This window comes from Spirochaeta lutea, assembly GCF_000758165.1.
GTDB lineage: Bacteria > Spirochaetota > Spirochaetia > DSM-27196 > Salinispiraceae > Spirochaeta_D > Spirochaeta_D lutea.
Map to the genome: position 1 here is coordinate 1 of NZ_JNUP01000066.1, position 15,754 is coordinate 15,754.

11 protein-coding genes and 1 tRNA gene are annotated in these 15,754 nt (G+C 53.8%); 5 read left to right on the forward strand and 7 right to left on the reverse strand.

Annotation, left to right across the window (positions count from 1 at the left end):
• Nucleotides 1-97: 97 nt before the first annotated feature.
• Nucleotides 98-170, reverse strand: a tRNA-Met gene (locus tag DC28_RS10670).
• A gap of 58 nt (nucleotides 171-228) precedes the next feature.
• Nucleotides 229-2,997, reverse strand: a complete 2,769-nt coding sequence (locus DC28_RS10675; protein ID WP_037548489.1) for a hypothetical protein — start codon at nucleotides 2,995-2,997, stop codon at nucleotides 229-231.
• A 126-nt stretch (nucleotides 2,998-3,123) separates the two neighbouring features.
• Here DC28_RS10675 and DC28_RS10680 point away from each other — a divergent pair, with 126 nt between their 5' ends.
• A complete protein-coding gene (locus tag DC28_RS10680; RefSeq protein ID WP_037548491.1) occupies nucleotides 3,124-3,420 on the forward strand; it encodes a hypothetical protein in 297 nt (98 codons plus the stop codon).
• 193 nt (nucleotides 3,421-3,613) lie between these two features.
• Here the strand turns inward: DC28_RS10680 and DC28_RS10685 are convergent, their stop codons facing one another.
• Nucleotides 3,614-4,843, reverse strand: coding sequence for a PilZ domain-containing protein (locus tag DC28_RS10685; protein WP_037548494.1), 1,230 nt, complete (start codon nucleotides 4,841-4,843; stop codon nucleotides 3,614-3,616).
• Between the two features lie 18 nt (nucleotides 4,844-4,861).
• Entirely contained in the window at nucleotides 4,862-5,329 is a 468-nt protein-coding gene (locus tag DC28_RS10690) for a hypothetical protein (RefSeq protein ID WP_037548495.1), read from the reverse strand.
• A gap of 121 nt (nucleotides 5,330-5,450) precedes the next feature.
• Here DC28_RS10690 and DC28_RS10695 point away from each other — a divergent pair, with 121 nt between their 5' ends.
• The 3 genes from DC28_RS10695 to DC28_RS10705 are packed head-to-tail and all read left to right on the forward strand — an operon-like array spanning nucleotide 5,451 to nucleotide 7,928.
• Nucleotides 5,451-6,734 (forward strand): HD domain-containing protein, encoded by a 1,284-nt coding sequence (locus DC28_RS10695; RefSeq protein ID WP_037548497.1) that lies wholly within the window; start codon nucleotides 5,451-5,453, stop codon nucleotides 6,732-6,734.
• Nucleotides 6,735-6,763: 29 nt separating this feature from the next.
• Complete coding sequence (locus DC28_RS10700; protein WP_037548500.1) at nucleotides 6,764-7,222, forward strand: hypothetical protein; 459 nt, start codon at nucleotides 6,764-6,766, stop codon at nucleotides 7,220-7,222.
• The gene (locus DC28_RS10705; RefSeq protein WP_037548503.1) at nucleotides 7,209-7,928 is read left to right on the forward strand and encodes a late competence development ComFB family protein; all 720 of its coding nucleotides are present in this window, start codon (nucleotides 7,209-7,211) and stop codon (nucleotides 7,926-7,928) included. Before DC28_RS10700 ends, DC28_RS10705 begins: the two co-directional genes overlap by 14 nt.
• A 146-nt stretch (nucleotides 7,929-8,074) precedes the next feature.
• On the opposite strand, the gene DC28_RS10710 is transcribed toward DC28_RS10705, so the two are convergent.
• From DC28_RS10710 to DC28_RS10720, 3 genes are read right to left on the reverse strand one after another with little or no spacing between them, the layout of a single operon-like run.
• Nucleotides 8,075-8,362, reverse strand: a complete 288-nt coding sequence (locus DC28_RS10710; RefSeq protein WP_037548505.1) for a DUF503 domain-containing protein — start codon at nucleotides 8,360-8,362, stop codon at nucleotides 8,075-8,077.
• Between the two features lie 8 nt (nucleotides 8,363-8,370).
• Nucleotides 8,371-9,531, reverse strand: coding sequence for an ion transporter (locus tag DC28_RS10715; RefSeq protein ID WP_052078775.1), 1,161 nt, complete (start codon nucleotides 9,529-9,531; stop codon nucleotides 8,371-8,373).
• Nucleotides 9,532-9,542: 11 nt separating this feature from the next.
• Complete coding sequence (locus tag DC28_RS10720) at nucleotides 9,543-10,472, reverse strand: hypothetical protein (RefSeq protein WP_037548508.1); 930 nt, start codon at nucleotides 10,470-10,472, stop codon at nucleotides 9,543-9,545.
• A 30-nt stretch (nucleotides 10,473-10,502) separates the two neighbouring features.
• On the opposite strand from DC28_RS10720, the gene DC28_RS10725 reads away from it, so the two are divergent.
• Nucleotides 10,503-15,665, forward strand: coding sequence for a hypothetical protein (locus DC28_RS10725; RefSeq protein WP_037548510.1), 5,163 nt, complete (start codon nucleotides 10,503-10,505; stop codon nucleotides 15,663-15,665).
• Nucleotides 15,666-15,754 lie beyond the last annotated feature (89 nt).

The following is a 15,754-nucleotide window of genomic DNA, read 5'->3' on the forward strand; positions in this document are numbered from 1 at the left end:
TGCTTCAAGGGTGGGGGAAGGTTTGTAAAAAGTTACAGGGTTTTGCGCACTACAAAAAAAAATCGGTACTGGAACATCCAGTACCGGAATATATAGTTAGCGGCGAAGGGACTTGAACCCCTGACCGAACGGATATGAGCCGTTTGCTCTACCGACTGAGCTACGCCGCCAAGCAACGGTGCAGACTATACCCGGGTAACTTAAAACTGTCAATAACCGGCAGCAATCTTAAAGCAGATTGAAATGGCGTCCCCGGGCAATTAGTTTTTTATTCCAATATTCCGATTGCAAAAACAACCGGCGGTGAGCAGGGTCTTCAATCTTGCTATTCCGTTCCTGCATGGCCTTAACGGCCTTACCCAAGACGGTTATGAAATCATCCTGTCCATCCTCCCCATTCTGCCGGATAGACTGTTCAAGGACCCCCTGATACCACAGCAGATGCCAATGGTAATAGGGGTCACCCAGCATATGGGGACGATTTCTGGTAAGGCTGGTCAGGATTTCCCGGGCCTCCTCAACATGACCAAGTCCCGCCAGCGCCAGGGCTCTCAGCCCCTGGGCCATGGCGGATTCAACGGTAAACCCATTTTCCGTACCGATGAAGCGGTCCTCAAACTCCCAGAACCCCGAGAGGGGTTGCAGGATAAACGGAATCGATCCCACTTCCAATTGAATCTCCCCCATGGGTTCATTGAGGATCTGATGGGCCTGACTGTAGTCAGCCTTCAGGATACAGCCCTCAGCTGCAAATAGCCGGGCTTCTCCCGATTCTGCACCCCAGGGTAGAAGTACGGAGAGCCCCTGGTCTATAGCTGACGAGTAGACGTCGCAGCGTGCTCCCCATATCTGAAACTCCCGGCGCCAATCCCTGAACCTATCCCCGTTAGCCCAGGACGGCATCTGGGTAAAGATCTTCCGAGCCTGGTCATAATCTCCTAGACTAAAACAGACCCGTCCTTGGAGAAACCGAATAAAAAGCGACCAGCTAAAAAACCCGACTTCCTCCAACCGCGCCGATAGACCGCCGTCCTTCTGGATAATCCCAAAAACCCGGGAGTAGTATCCCGTAAAAAACCATGAAAGCGCCTCAAAACAAGAACTGAGCAAGATTATCCACCCTGTTCCGGTTGCCTCGGCCTCCCGGACTGCCATGAGTACGTAATCCTTTGCCTCGCCGAGCTTGTTCTTGGCAGCGCAAATCTCCCCGTATAGCAACATCCCCATAATCTCTCCCAGAACATTTCCAATACTCTGAAAAGAAATCAACGCGGATTTCGTATCGGTTATTGCCGAATCCCATCTTCCCGCATATACAAACAACCGAGCTTGGAGGAGTTTTCTGAATCCCAGGAGTGCCGCGCTGTCTTCGATTCCCGGAAGCCGTTCGATGGTAACCAGGCTGTTTTCAGCGGCCGCTGCCTGCTCGTTCAAATGAAACACCTCGGTCTGGAAGAGCCGGAGCCATCCCTCTTGAAGAACCGACATCATCTTTCCCTGGGCCATATTCTGTTGAATGGATTCCCCCAGCCCCCGGATACCCAGCCTGCTCTGGCCGAGAACCAGGGAGTATCCGATGGAACTTACCGTCTTCCAATCGGTGAACTCATTCAGTATCAGATCCCAAAAGGCGGGTTGCATGGTTACCCGCCCCTGGGAATAGGCGGTCATCACCTGTCGGGTAAGAATGGACCGGACCTCATTAAAATCCGGATCACCCCCGCCCACACATGTCCTCTGCCATACCTCCAACAGCGTCGGTGACAGGGTAAGCAGTTCTTCACCAGCAAGAAGTCCCCGGTCCGCTAGCTGCCTGAACATCTCCGGCAACAGTACCCGGTTTATACCCAGGTGATCCGCTGCCCCGGCCAATTCCTTCACCGGGACCAGCCCCCGGGCGTAGCCACAGAGAAGCACAACCTTCTTCTCCTCCGCCCTCAAGCGGGAAAACTCCTCCCCAAGCTCCTGGGGATTCTCCCCGTTGATGGAAATGGTACGAAAAAAATCACGCGCCTGAAGGTACTGGGTCAAAACGCCATGGGGTTCCAAGGAGACGATCCGTAACGGCTTAGAATAACTGACCTCCCGCGCCACCTCCCGCACTAACTCCACGAGACCGCCGGACATATGCTCCTGGCCGGAAACCACAAGAATCATTCGATCGTTCACCGAGGAGGATTGAATCCAGTTCACCACCCCTGCAGCCATAGAAGCAATATCCTCCCTCCCCAAAGAGGGCCGCAGATACGTATCAGCATCATGAAAGCCTGCAATGATATTCAACCATGATTCGGAAAGATTGTTCCGATCCCTCCAAATCCGTAAGGCTCGGATCAATGGTTCCCACTCGTCCTTATCATACATGCTTCCATGGAGGTAAAAACACCGACTACTGATACCGGGCTGTTCATCCTCGAGAACCGCTGTAAAGCCCTGTAAGCCCTGCATCGCCGATGCAACCCTCAAAAACCCTGGGCCCTTTGTCCTGAGGAACCAGCGCAGGTCCTCCGCCTCCTCCAGGGTGCAACAGCTAGCTCTACTGCGGATGGGCTGGGGCTCTACGGCCCTGGACTCTTGAAGTAGGAACCAGCCTGGAAGGGACTCGGTAAATGAGAGCGGGGGGGTTAAAATCGCCCGGGCATCCTCCGAAGCCCAAAGGCAGTTCTGATAGGGTATCTCCATTCTGAAGGATTTGAAGATCCTCAGGGCTGATGCACGGTCAGAGGCTGTCACCATTACTCCGTGGTATGCCAATAAAAGGGATTTTAATGAACCGAGTACGGTAACACAACGCGCTATTCCTTCTGCGGCGGGATGCACAGTACCGGTTTTCTGGTGAGAAAAGGTTATAACCCAGACCTGGCTGCTGAGCTGCTCAAAGCCTGAGGCATATTGTACACTGGCTTCCTTCAGTTCCAATAACCCCTGACTAAATTTATCCGCTTTTAGTGTAACGAGTTGGGGAGCGAAGGGTACTTCAACAAAAAAGTAGATCATCCTTCCTCTATTGTCGATTCATTTCCTGTATACCCTTAGTAGCTTTATTAGATTCAGCTGAGTTTTTCGAACTTGAGTTGTTCTTATTCGAAAGTGGGTATATAACTATATGGGAGGGGTACCACCATGCCTGAATTAGCCACATGCACCTATGACGGCCAAGCCGGATTGGTTAAGCAGATCACTACTGAAGAGATTCAACTGGAATTCGAAACTGAACCCAAGATCTCCGTAGGTCGTATTGATACCTTCACAATCCAGCCCCAGTCCTCCGGAAATCCCGATGCGTTCAGCCTCAAAGGCGAGGTACATTGGATCAGACATAAAGACAGTAAAACTATTGTAGATATTTCCGTTATGGAACTATCGCTAACCGGGCATATAGCCTTAAAAAAGCTCATTCAAAGTTACCAAAAGCACTGATTTCCCCAACCCGCAGGGTCATCCGCCGATGGTAAGCCAACCATAGTAGGCAGACCACAAACCGGTAGCTCGTGTAAAACACTAAGGAGCAACCAAACCGGCTGCTCCCCTACCTCCAAGGCACGACCCAGGACGGCTCCGCTGAACATGGGTGTATGCTGCCCTTCTATCTAGGGTGAATCCCAGGTGAACTTTAATCTTCCCGCGGCTCAGCCACCTCTATTTTTCCATCATAGTCGCTTCCGTATATATAAGAGAGGAGGAAACCATGATCGGTAGATTTCATGTCCAGGAATTGTACCCCCACGTAGACCCGGCCCGAATCCCGATACAGGCGCATAATCCGGCCGCTGCAGGGTATCCTCTTCTTTCCCGCATGGATTACAAGTTCCAGGTCCATGAAAAGCCGGAGAGACGGTCCATCCAAGGGAAAGGAGAACAGCATACCCGATCCACTGATATCGACCAACTCGCTTTTTTTAAACTCGGCCTTTACCGGTACTGCCTTGAAATAACCGTTCTTCTGTAGGCTGTAGGAGAGCAGGCGCGAAAACTGGACCACAAAATCAATGACGTTTCGCGAAAAGCTGCTGGTCTGAACATCGGTACGAATGAGGAGGATATACCCCACCACATACTCGTGGTATAACACCGGACAATACAATTCATGCCATACCCGTTGAGCCTTCCGCTTTTTGACATACTCCTCCAGGCCGGAAACCTCCGTCATGGGATCCTCTCCCATGTCCTTGAACAAGCGGTAGATGTCATCCTCAGAGATAAGCAGGTGCTGAAGATTCCCCTTGGGCCCGGGGTTCACTGCCTGAATATCCTCAAAGGGCAGAAGGAGAACCTTTCCCCCGGCAGCAACCAGCCGTTCCATGGCGGTCTCGGGTTTACGCTCCCGGAACATAATGATCTTATTCTCCGAAGCAAAGCTGGCCACCTTCTCGCGGAATCCCTGCAGCAACTGGGCAATACGAGCCGGATCAAAGCGGTTATCCAGGGTAGGCATATCCGGCTCATAGTAGGTCTCGCTGGCGGGAAAGTCTAATTGGAAGCGTTCTCCCTCCAGAACCAAGGAAACCTGGATATCACCCTCAGGCTGAACCCGCTCAAATGAGCGGCTGAGATCCCGATATACGTTCGAAGGAAGATATACTTGAAGGCTTTTTCCCGTACATGAATGCACCCCGGATGTGGCTGTCATGGCTGTCCCGCGGAATCGGAAGAAGAGAGTTACCTCCTTGGGGGTGCCGTTGCATTCATCCTTATCCAACTCAAGGGTGATTTTCTGGTTAACAAAGCCAAGAAACCGGCCGTGGTATCGCTTCCCCTTGGCATGTATAGAAACAGGAGCCTCATTATCAACCAGATTTTTAAAGATAAATTCTTTTTCTATACGTTTAATTTCCTGTGCCACGTGTTTAGCCTTTCAAACTTATTTCAAAGGAGATACAACTACATCCACAATCTTCCAGGAGTCCGGGCCTTGAAGGTAGAACACTACATGTTGCTCCTCCGGTCTTCCCCACAGAATAACCGATATTTCCAATTCCTGGGGTGAAACCCGGTGTGTACCGATAATATAATGCATTTGCCATGATAAAAAAAGCTGTTCAGATTCCAGCACCTGATTCTGAACCATGACATCGTAGGGAGGAGCCAACAATTCCTTGATGGATTTCCGCTGTTTTACCCGTTCCAGAAAATCTGTAACCACCCCATAGGCCTGCCGAGCCTGGGGATTCATCTGTTCGGGCAATATCACCTTGAACTCCTGCCCGATGGTGGGTAATACCGGCACATATCCCCAGTGTCGGTCTGTCACCTGGGCAGTACCTATGCCGCTCGTTATGGTATAAACCAGAACGAGTATGATGGTCCGGCTCTTGGGGAACTTGTTCAAAACCGCCCTCCTTACAACAGTTACACCTCGCCCCTTCCGGGCCGGTCCATGGGAACCTACCCGATCCTGCGGCACCGGGTAATAGACAATACCACTCCGAGGGGGTAAGCTCAATTCCAATATGAATCACGAATTGCGTTCCCACATCGAAAACGATTATAACCTTCCCATCAGAGACCCCATCTGGCACCATATCTACCTATCTCCGGGCCTTAACAAGATCATCCAATCCCGACCGTTCCAACAGCTTTCCCGGATTAAGCAGCTCGGCCCCGCATACCTGGTATACCCCGGGGCAACCCATAGTCGATTCAACCATTCCCTGGGGGTTTTCCACATAGCAATGAGGATACTCCAGCGCATTCTCCTGAGACCATCCTGCCCTCCCCTCACCCTCGAGGGAGGTAAGGCGTTTCTTACCGCTGCCCTGGTGCACGACCTCGGGCACTTCCCCTATACCCACAGCCTCAAGGAGCTTCCCCTCAAGGACCACGAGGTGCTCACCGGGGAGATAGTGCTCAGCCAGCCCCTCTCGGACATCATAACCCGGGAAATCGGCACCAGTCCGGAGTATGTGGCAGATATCGTTGATACCTCGCGGCACTCATCCCGGGATGAGATACTCTTTTTTCGCAACATCCTTTCGAGCCCCTTGGATCCGGATAAGCTGGATTACCTGACTAGGGATGCCTTTTTTTGCGGGGTTCCCTACGGAACCCAGGATATCGATTACATCCTCAGCAGGATCCACCCTGCAGGGTACTCTGGAATCACCCTGGAGGAACAGGGGGCATCATCAATAGAACACCTGCTATTCTCTAAATACCTTATGTACCGGTCGGTCTACTGGCACCGGCAGGTACGCATCGCTACCGGCATGATTAAAAAAGCCTTATTCCTGGGCCTGACCAATGCCATCATCAGTCCTGAAGATTTGTACAATCTGGATGATGAGGGGTTCTTTGCTACCTTAAATACCAGGGAGGGATTCATTCCCTTCGGTCTCATTGAGTCTGTCCACCGGGGGGAGCTTTATACCATTGTAGTGGACCGCCCCTTCGATCCTGGCAGCCAAGGACACCACCATCTCGAAGACCTGGTGTACCGGGAACAGTTTGAACAGCGTATTATGGAGTGGCTCCGGAACCATACCGGCCTTCAGGTCCAGCCGGAAGAGGTGGTCTTGGATATTCCTGAGTCCATTTCCTTTGAGGTCGATCTGCCCATCCTTCGCAGGGACTCTACAACCGCACCCTATCTAGAAACCCGTACGGTATTTACCCCCCGGGTTGTCAACGATTTCACTCAAACCTTGCGCTACATCCGGGTAGCTCTCTCACCCAGGGTAGCTCAGGCGTTGACCACCCCCCTGCCCTTCGATGATCTGTTGACACAGCTTGCATAGCCTGGGCAAAGTACTATAGGTTACCCATAATGAAGAGTTCAAAAATACTTAAAGAACGCATACGTCGTATCGAAATCCTCCTCAAAGAACTGGGCTATGATGTGGAACCCGACGAACTTCCAGAAATGGCTGGATACAGCGCCGGGGTTTTTCAGGGGGAGCAGTACATTCTGAGTATCTCCGTCGATCAGGAGAGCAGGTTCCTGGAGCTTGGCTTTACCTTCGGATTTAGTAATTCCCTCCATGAACGAATACGATCATCTATGGAAGATCTTTTGGGAATCTGCTATGAATATGGAAACTACCTGTCCATCCAAACCCTGGATCCAGAAATAACCATTTCTATCTTTTCAAAGATTTACTTCTCCGGCCTAAACTACTATGCTTTAAAGGAGTCTGTCCGCGATCTACGCGCATCAGTTCGGCTCATCAAGGAACTGTTTCAGATTCATGACCATTTGGTAGGGGATGAGTATGGAAATTCATAACTTAATGGAAGACAAGGTTTTGGAGATGATTGCAGAGATCTGTGATTCCGAAGAAAAAACCCGTGCGAACGGGTACTGCACCTCTGAACAATGCCGTTTGGATGCTGCCTGCTTTGTGTTAAACCGGATTCCCCAACGGTATGTAACCTCGGGGCGGGGATTCGCCTATCTAGAATCGGATTTTAACGATAACCAGCAACTCCAGGTGGACATCATGACCCTTTGTCACGAGGGGCTGCGTAGGGTTTCAACCATCCAACGAAGTTTCTACGGAAACGACACCCCTTCACACCCCAACTCCTTCAAAGGCCCCTGTTTTACCTTTCCCCTAATCAAAGGCCGGTTGTTTAACGGAATAACCTTCGAGCCCATTGTAGGCCTGGATATAAAGATTCGCTTTAATAAGGAATTGGTGCCCATGATTGATTCCCGCTGGCCCAATCCCTACTCAGTTGTTGGGAATACGCCGGGAACCTATCTGTTCTGGCCGCGCCCTGTAGAAGCCGAATATGAGGGCCAGGAACAGGATTTTGACTTTGAATTAGTTATCGAAAGCCCCGAGTACGAGCCCTTCTTCCATTACTTCACCCTACACCTCCGGGCCGAGGATATTTCATCCCGGAGCGCCCTGAAACCCAACCGCGACTTCAACCTCACCGATCTTTTTCTGATTCCCCGGGGTATTGAAGAGGATATGCAGCTCTAGGACAAAGGGATTCTACTGCCCGCAAAAACGATACCGTGGGTGTCGAACCAACCCAACCCTGATGGAGCTCATAGCCCCGGCTGAGCAGCCCACCGCAGCAGCCTCGGGTAAACATGCTACACCCTTTGCGCACGAGGAACGAATCGCTAAAATTGTTCGCTATAGATCTCAACATCCTGAATGCGGCCCGGGACCCAGCGCTCTGCGAAATTCAAAATCTTATGCATGACCGATTCGCCGAACTGCTTGTCATTGGAAACGAGGGCAACGCCGATCTGGCCGAAGGTAAGGCTCTCATGCAGGTCTACCTCCGCGGCGCTCACCTTAAACCGGTCGATGATCTTGCCCTTGAGTCCCTTGATAACCTTCCGCTTTTCTTTCAGTGAAGTGGTATCCGGAAGCTCCACCACAAACTGAAGCATTGAAATCACCATAAACCCTGTTATTCCTGAGAATCCCCGGAATTCTGATCGTCTAGGAGGGATTCCAAATCCAGATGTGCTGTGTCAAGGCTGCTGGAACCCAAGCCCTCCATTTCCACCCGATTTTTCATGGGCAGAAACTCCTGATTATAGCTGTCCGCCAGGCGGTATATCTCATCCTCAGCATAATTCCGGGGAATGGCGATTTCCAAGGCATAGGTCGATTCATCCATTCCCCTCCGCATGATGGCCACAGGGTCAGACACCGTCAGTGCAAAGTGCGGCCCGTAAATAAAGGTCAGTACAAAGAGCAGCACGACAATAATGACAAAGACATAGAGGGAGGTTCTCGCATCCTGGGCATTCAGAGCCAGGGTCGATAGGTATACCGTAACGGAATCACCCTGGAGATACGCATAATCCCCGGGACCGTACTGGTCGACCATTTCCGGTCGATCATAGCGCTGGTACACCGTCCGGTTATTCTGTTGAATCAGAAGAATCTCGGGTACGAGGCTGGCACTCTGTCGAATCTGAGAAAGGGAATCCGAATCGGCAGCATCCACCGTTTCAAGGGTCTGGGACACCGCCTCCGCCCGACGAATGAAGTCCGTACTGGGATCCACGGAAGGAAGCAGGGAGCTCAGGATGCTTAAAACCATGACAGTAAATACTATGGTTGCAATCGATAGGGTCGCAATCTTATTAATGTGGCGCTGGGCCATGACCGAATCGATAAAACGGATATTCTTCGCAATCTTAAGAACCCGAAGCAGCCGGAGAATCCGGGCGATGCGGATGGTTTTTGCGATCTTCAGCACATTAAGAAATCCCCCCATCCCCGAGAATCCAACCGATCCTGCAGCCAGGGCAATGACCGTCGGCCCGGAATTTAATAGAAGCAGGGGTATGGAGGCTGCCAGATCAATCCAGCCCCCTCGCTCCAACAGGTATCCCCGGACATCCCGTTGAAGGATGCTGGCGTACAACCGTGATAGAAACTCAATGGAAAAAAACAGGTCGAAACCAAACCCTGTATACACCAACACCCGCCGGAACGACCAACTCCAGCCGCTGAGCCGGGCAAAGTCTTCCAAAAACGTCTGTATTAATACAAGGAAAATTGCTGCAACCACAATCCCTTCTAACAAGCCTTTTACCGAGGTCTTTTGGGTCCTCATCTGAGTTCCTCCTAACGGGAAAATTCCGCCGCAATCATGAATAGTTCATCCAAAAACCGCACATCGTACCCGAACACGGGGTAGTTTTTCCGAGCCGTACTGAGCCAGCTCTTCTCTGGTGTATTGGCACCGCGGTCCACGGTTTGCCCAGGACGGTAGGCCCTGCCCCAGTCAGAAAAAATACATGCAAGTCGTGCGGTGGCTTCAATATACGAGTTGTCCTTAAATGAGAGATTCGCGTTAATGCCGCTGGACAGTATCTGGGGGGGTAGATTCTTCCACTCTTCCCCTAATTGTTTTCTGAGCTTTTCACCGAAACTGGGTTGGATCACTCCGCTCCGCCGGTCGGGCAGGGATTGATGTGCCCTGACGTAGTAGTAGATGACCGGACGGAGTAGCATACTGGTTTCCACATACCGGAGGATCTCCTCCCTGCTCATCTTTAACCGCTGCACCTTGGACAGCTCAAAATGGATGTGCCGTTTACGATCCACTGCTTCAAGGCAGTAAAACTGGGGCAATCGACGTTCTATGGCGGTCCAAATGCCGGTGTACATCCGTCTGGCGTGGGGATTGGTAACCAAACCTAACACGAGCTTCTTCAACTCCTGCTTTGATCGGGTTAGTTCGGTTGTGCTCGCATCCAGGGCCTGGAAAAAACTGAGATCCAAGGTATTATCCAGGTATGATATCATCTGGGGCAGCAGTTGGGTGTTGGTAATCTCGTAGAGATTAGTCAACAGCAATGCTATGATCTGTCCCCAGGAGCGACCGGGAAAAAACCTGTCTGCCGCCAGGGTGGGGCCCAGAACATTCCGGTTTTGCATGAGAAACTGAATGATCTGCTCTTCTCGCTGCAAAAGAGAATCCTCTGCTAAGGCCGGATTCTGTAGTAACTTTACCAAAAAGGCCTTAGCCTTCGGAGCCTCTGCGCTGTCCATGGAAGCAAGTATAATACAGGGAGTTTAAAATTGAAAACCCGCAGAGAGAACTCGTTTGGCCTGCTTCTCGGAATACTGATCTTCAGCTGCCCTCTGTCCGGGGGTTTTTCCCAAACTCCCCCCCCGAACCTGGAGAACCTGCCTCCGGGGATGCGGGAATATTTCGAACCCGAAGCCCCGGCCTCCCTTCTCGATTTGTCCCTGGGCGATCTTGCCGCAGAACTGTTCATCTACGGTACCTGGACGAGCCAACTCGGTGCTCATTTCGGGGTTAGCTTTGTACCCGATTCCCAGGGTGATGTTGTTGCCATTCCGGGAACATTTCCTGGGCTTGAAGCCATCCCCTTTAAAAACACCGTCGATCTGCTGGTGAGTATCTGGATTGATCGGGGGTATTTTCTGGAGGCCGATGCAAAAAAGGAGTTTTCGGATTTGGGCCTTCTCATGGGGTACTCAAATTGGGAGCAGGATTTCTGGTTATCCAGGGTATGGCTGGGCAACCGGGGCATCGGGGTCCTGGGAAATCCCATGCTTCCCCAGCTTGCAGTCATCGACGGTACACCCGGCATCACCGCGGCCGCCCGATCATCCCTGGGGGTCCATGAGGTGGTTCTGCGGCTGGACGGCCGCCAGACCAGCACACGGTATTTCCTGGGTACCCAGGAGGTGGAGATGGTGCAGATTGAAGACAGCCGGTGGGTCTCCGGCTTTTCATTCATGCTTCCCTGGGGATTCCCTGCAAGCCTTCAGGATGAATTCGACCTGTACCAAGAGGTGGCCCCTAGCACACCCGGCGCCATTGAGGATGAAGCCGGGATCCGGTACCTCCCCCTCAAAGCCCGGGAGGATTACCAACTCCTGGCGGAACAAGGCAGGGTGTACCTGAAGGAACATCCGGGGCAGAAGCGGATAGTGGCAATGGTACCTCCCTTCGAGGACTCCTATCAGGAATATCCCCTCGTACCCCTGACCCTCGATCCGAATGCCCCGAACCGCTATCATTTCCAGCCGACAGATACATTGGAAGTCCGCCTTCCCCCTGGACAGGATCTAGAACTCTACGCAGACCGCCTGGACACCCTGGAACTCTCCGAAGACTCGGATCCCGCTACCTGGCCTGGAATTACCCGGCTTTTTCCCGAATTTCCCCGGGGCAGCGGTTCTTACGGCATCCTGCTCTTCGATCCCCAACGGTTTTCCCCCTTCATGGACTACGGGTTTTACTCCATGAAATCGAACCAGGACGGAGAAACTCCCGAAACTCCGGAATCAACCGAACCTTCCGAATCCCCGGCAGGTCAGGAGCTGCTCCGGGCAGATTACCAGCCCGGCGGCGGAAGCGGAATACTCCCCATGGTGCTCCAACAACTCTCCCCCACCCTGCTCCGGATTATTCCCGGAGATACCGGAGGCCCCAGGCGTCTGCCCCTGCTCTCCTACACCCCAGAAGCACTCAATACAAACCCATACATTTCTCGGAGCCTTCAGCCTCCGGGAACTATTCGCTTTTACCGGCCCCTGGGAGAGGATTCCGGCGTAATCACCCTCTCCCCGGATACCAAACCGGGATCCATCACTGTGCTTCGTAACGGTGTTCCCGTCCAGGATGTGGAGATAATCCCAGAAACCGGGGAACTGCGTCTCCGCCCTGAACCGCACAACACCGAGCTTATTACCGTAACCCAGCAAAGCCACAGTCCGGGATCCGCCTTCACCAACCTCAGCATCGGCACCCAGCATCGCATCAGCCTTGCAGAGGACCGATTCACCCTCGGACTCGGAGTAGCCGGTTCCATTCCGATTGCCGAGGATGGTGCCGCAGCCTTAACCGATCTGGATGCCGAGGGACTCTCACGGCGATCGGGTCTCCTCGAAGGGCGCTTGGATACCTCCTACCTGGATGATTGGATCACTGCCCGGATAAGCCTGGAGGCCCAGCTTCAGACCAGCGACCGTTTCGGAGGCATCGGCATATTCTCATCCGGAGGAACAACCTTCACTGTAATCTCCGAACCCTACCGGGCACTCCCCCTTTCGGATCTCGCTCCGTCCTGGCTCTATCCGGAAACCTCGCTGCCGGAACTCTCCCGGGAAACCCGGGCCCTTCCGGTGTACCGGGATTCCTACATCGGCGGATCTATTCGGGAGCTCCCCAGGACGTATGATGATCCAGCCCTTACCGAGGACTCCACCCTGCCCCCGGGGGAGCAAGACGGGGTAACCCTGACCGGGCCCTATCCCGTCAGGGGAACCGGTACCCAGGATTCCCTTATCGAGGGTTACGGCCACCTCTTGGAATCCCATTTCACAGAGAACCAGGTCTGGACCGGTATGATTCTCCCCGGGGCTCTTTGGTCCGAAACCCCGGAACCCGATGCCCCGGATCAAGACAGAATGACCAGTCCTCCCTCCCGAATACGGGGCACCGTCGGGCTGTTGGAACTGCCCCAGACCGGTGCCGAGGTCGACCTCTACCTGCTGGTCGGACACATGCCCGAAGACCTCAACAGTAACGGAACCATCGACCAAGGGTATCCCCTGGCCCTGGATGCTCAAGGAACAATTCTAGCTGGAACAGACTGGCAGCGGGGGTATACCGCCGGGCTGATTGACATCCCCCCCGGGGAGGACCTGAACCGGAACGCGGTGTTGGATAGGTTCCAAAGAGCCCAAGGCATGGCCCTCTCTTTGGGCAGCTTCACCGCATCGGGCCCCGGAACCATCACCTTCGACCGCCCCATCCCTCCCTCGGTGCGAATCCAGATTCTACAAGGCACAGCAGAGATCGCCCTGGTTGCAATCAATAAGGGGCAATCCCCCGGCACTCTGCGGATCGTCGCCGGCGACTGGCGCTACATCTTCGATGATTGGCCCCTCTCCCCCGGCACCGGGGGAACAGTCACCCAATACCCCCCGGACCATCCCCTGGCCCAGGATCTTCCCGGCCTACCCACCCGGGGAGATTGGGGTCAATCCTTCGCCCAGGGCAACCGCCAGTTTTCCTGGAACGCCGGGCAACCCGAATCCTGGGAAACCGGCACCTCCTTTTCTCCGGTCCCCAAACAGGCCTACAACAAAATCTCCCTTTCTTTCTATATTCACGACCTGGACCAGGGAACCATGACCCTCCTGGTCCGGGGCCAACACCAGGGCACCGCGGTCAGCCTCCCCGCGGCCCTCTCCCTGCCCTCGACGCCGGGATGGTACCGTCTGGATATAGATCTAACCCAGGGGGATTTCACCCTTTCTGATGCACAAAATACCGTCCTCCAAAGCGGCAGCCTTACAACCCCGATCCCGGAGGTGCTAACCGGCTTGGGCATAGAAATATCGGAGACCAACCGCGGCACTGTAACCCTTGGTCAGGCATGGTTTTCCTCACCCAACACCCGGGGACAGCTGTCCACCCAGGGCGATCTAATCCTGAGAGCCGGAGAAAGCAGCATCTACGGGCTTACCCAGGTTAACTGGATAACCGGAAACCTCCTCGCCGATCTAGGGCTAACCCTGGGTTATTCGGGCTTCTCTCTCCGGGGAAATCTCACCCTAGGCAACCAGAGCTATACCACCTCTCCTGAAATCATCTCCGCAGGCCACGGTCTAACCCTCCCCCTCGGGTTCCTTTCCCTCGGACACTCCTATACCCAAGGCCTGGATCCAACGAACCTCTGGAATTCCCTCACCAATACCCTGCAAATCACCCTGGGAAAAACCGTTCCCCAATTCACCTTGAGTCTCGCCAGCTCTCTAAGCGAGGCATCGAGACTGCTCCATCGCAGCTGGAAGGGCTCCCTGGGATTCAGTGGTAAAAGTCAGGGTGATTCTCATGCCTCTGCTTCCCAATTCGATGCAACCCTTACCCATACCCAGGGGCATCGACCTTCAACCCCCCGAACCCTCTCCACCAACTACCCCTCGAGCCTGCTGGCGAGCCTGGAACACAGCGTACCCTGGGTTATCTCCCAGGAAGATAGCCGCAGCTACACCGGGACCACGGGACTGAAACTCCCGGGTATGGAACTATCCTATTCCATCGCCGATGAACATCCCCCGGGTTCCATCGGCCCCCGGGCGGTCAGGGCAGGTCAGAAACTCACCCTGTTCCTGATTCAAACCGAGATAGCCGATCTTACCCTGAACTACTCCCGCGATTCCGTCAGCCAATGGGAACCGGCGCTTTTTCATTCCATCGGGGAGGATTTACAGAGCCTCGGTAGAATCATTCAGCAGGCTCCCCGGTCGATCATAGACCTTCCCCTCGCAGACCTGCTGTGGCCGGAATCCATCCTGGAAATTCCCGGAAGCAGCGCATTCACCCTGACCCCGAGCATCACCCTTAACCTCTCCCGCCCCCTCCGGGGCCTCGCATCGGACCTCTACACCCCGAGTTCCGTCTTTGTGGGAGCAGGAAGAATCTCCACGGAAGCCCGGGATTCCACCAGCCTCGGTGGGTCAGTTGGTATCAATGCCCTGAATATCTTCGGCCGTCGGGGCATCCTCGCCTCAAGTCAGGCCTTCGACAGCGATGACATTCGGTTATCCGGCGGCTTTGTATTGGTGCACCCGGAGATGTACTGGTACGGGGGATTAGCCGCCCAATGGGAGTTGTACGGCCTGGGATCCGGCGCCGGCAGCCCTCCGCCTCAATCCCTCTGGGAACTGCCGATATCGCCCTTGGGGTTCCCCCAGGGGGGCAGTTTACTCCCCCACACCCTGACCCTGAATACGGATCTCACCCTCGTCCGCCACCTAGAAGGAGGATTTATCGGCTCCCTAGGGGGCGGATACTCCTACGATACCCCTCTGCCGCCCATGCCGGAACAACTGAAGGCCTGGACGGACCAACAGCCCTGGCAGCTTATTCACCAAACCACGGGAATGATTGCCGGCCAGCTTCCCGGAGCTGGACTCAGCATGCCCCAGGAGCAAGCGGCAGGAGAATCACCCCAAAACAGCCCTAACATGACACCCCGAACCTGGAATAAACCCTCACTTTTTACCGTTCCCCTAGTGTCTTCAGGTTCATTCTCAATTATCATTAAGCACAGCAGCGTAATTGTCCTTCCCGGTGCGGGAAGTCTCCGGCTCTTTGCAGGCCTTGGCTGGAGACTCTACGAGTACCTGAAAATTCCGGATACCCTTACCCATCAACTGGGAGGACACGTGGGAATTGAGGTTCAACTTCAATTGTGACACTGATTACTTCGTAGTGCGCCAAGGGATGTACCATACGCCGTACATAGACACACCCTGCTATCCAATCCAAGGATAGTGTCACCGGC

What these genes read in the sequence shown, in the direction of transcription:
- DC28_RS10705 (WP_037548503.1), top strand. Translation starts at nt 7,209, where the DNA reads ATGGAAATTCATAACTTAATGGAAGACAAGGTTTTGGAGATGATTGCA.
- DC28_RS10710 (WP_037548505.1), bottom strand. Translation starts at nt 8,362, where the DNA reads ATGGTGATTTCAATGCTTCAGTTTGTGGTGGAGCTTCCGGATACCACT.
- DC28_RS10695 (WP_037548497.1), top strand. Translation starts at nt 5,451, where the DNA reads ATGAATCACGAATTGCGTTCCCACATCGAAAACGATTATAACCTTCCC.
- DC28_RS10715 (WP_052078775.1), bottom strand. Translation starts at nt 9,531, where the DNA reads ATGAGGACCCAAAAGACCTCGGTAAAAGGCTTGTTAGAAGGGATTGTG.
- DC28_RS10680 (WP_037548491.1), top strand. Translation starts at nt 3,124, where the DNA reads ATGCCTGAATTAGCCACATGCACCTATGACGGCCAAGCCGGATTGGTT.
- DC28_RS10675 (WP_037548489.1), bottom strand. Translation starts at nt 2,997, where the DNA reads ATGATCTACTTTTTTGTTGAAGTACCCTTCGCTCCCCAACTCGTTACA.
- DC28_RS10700 (WP_037548500.1), top strand. Translation starts at nt 6,764, where the DNA reads ATGAAGAGTTCAAAAATACTTAAAGAACGCATACGTCGTATCGAAATC.
- DC28_RS10720 (WP_037548508.1), bottom strand. Translation starts at nt 10,472, where the DNA reads ATGGACAGCGCAGAGGCTCCGAAGGCTAAGGCCTTTTTGGTAAAGTTA.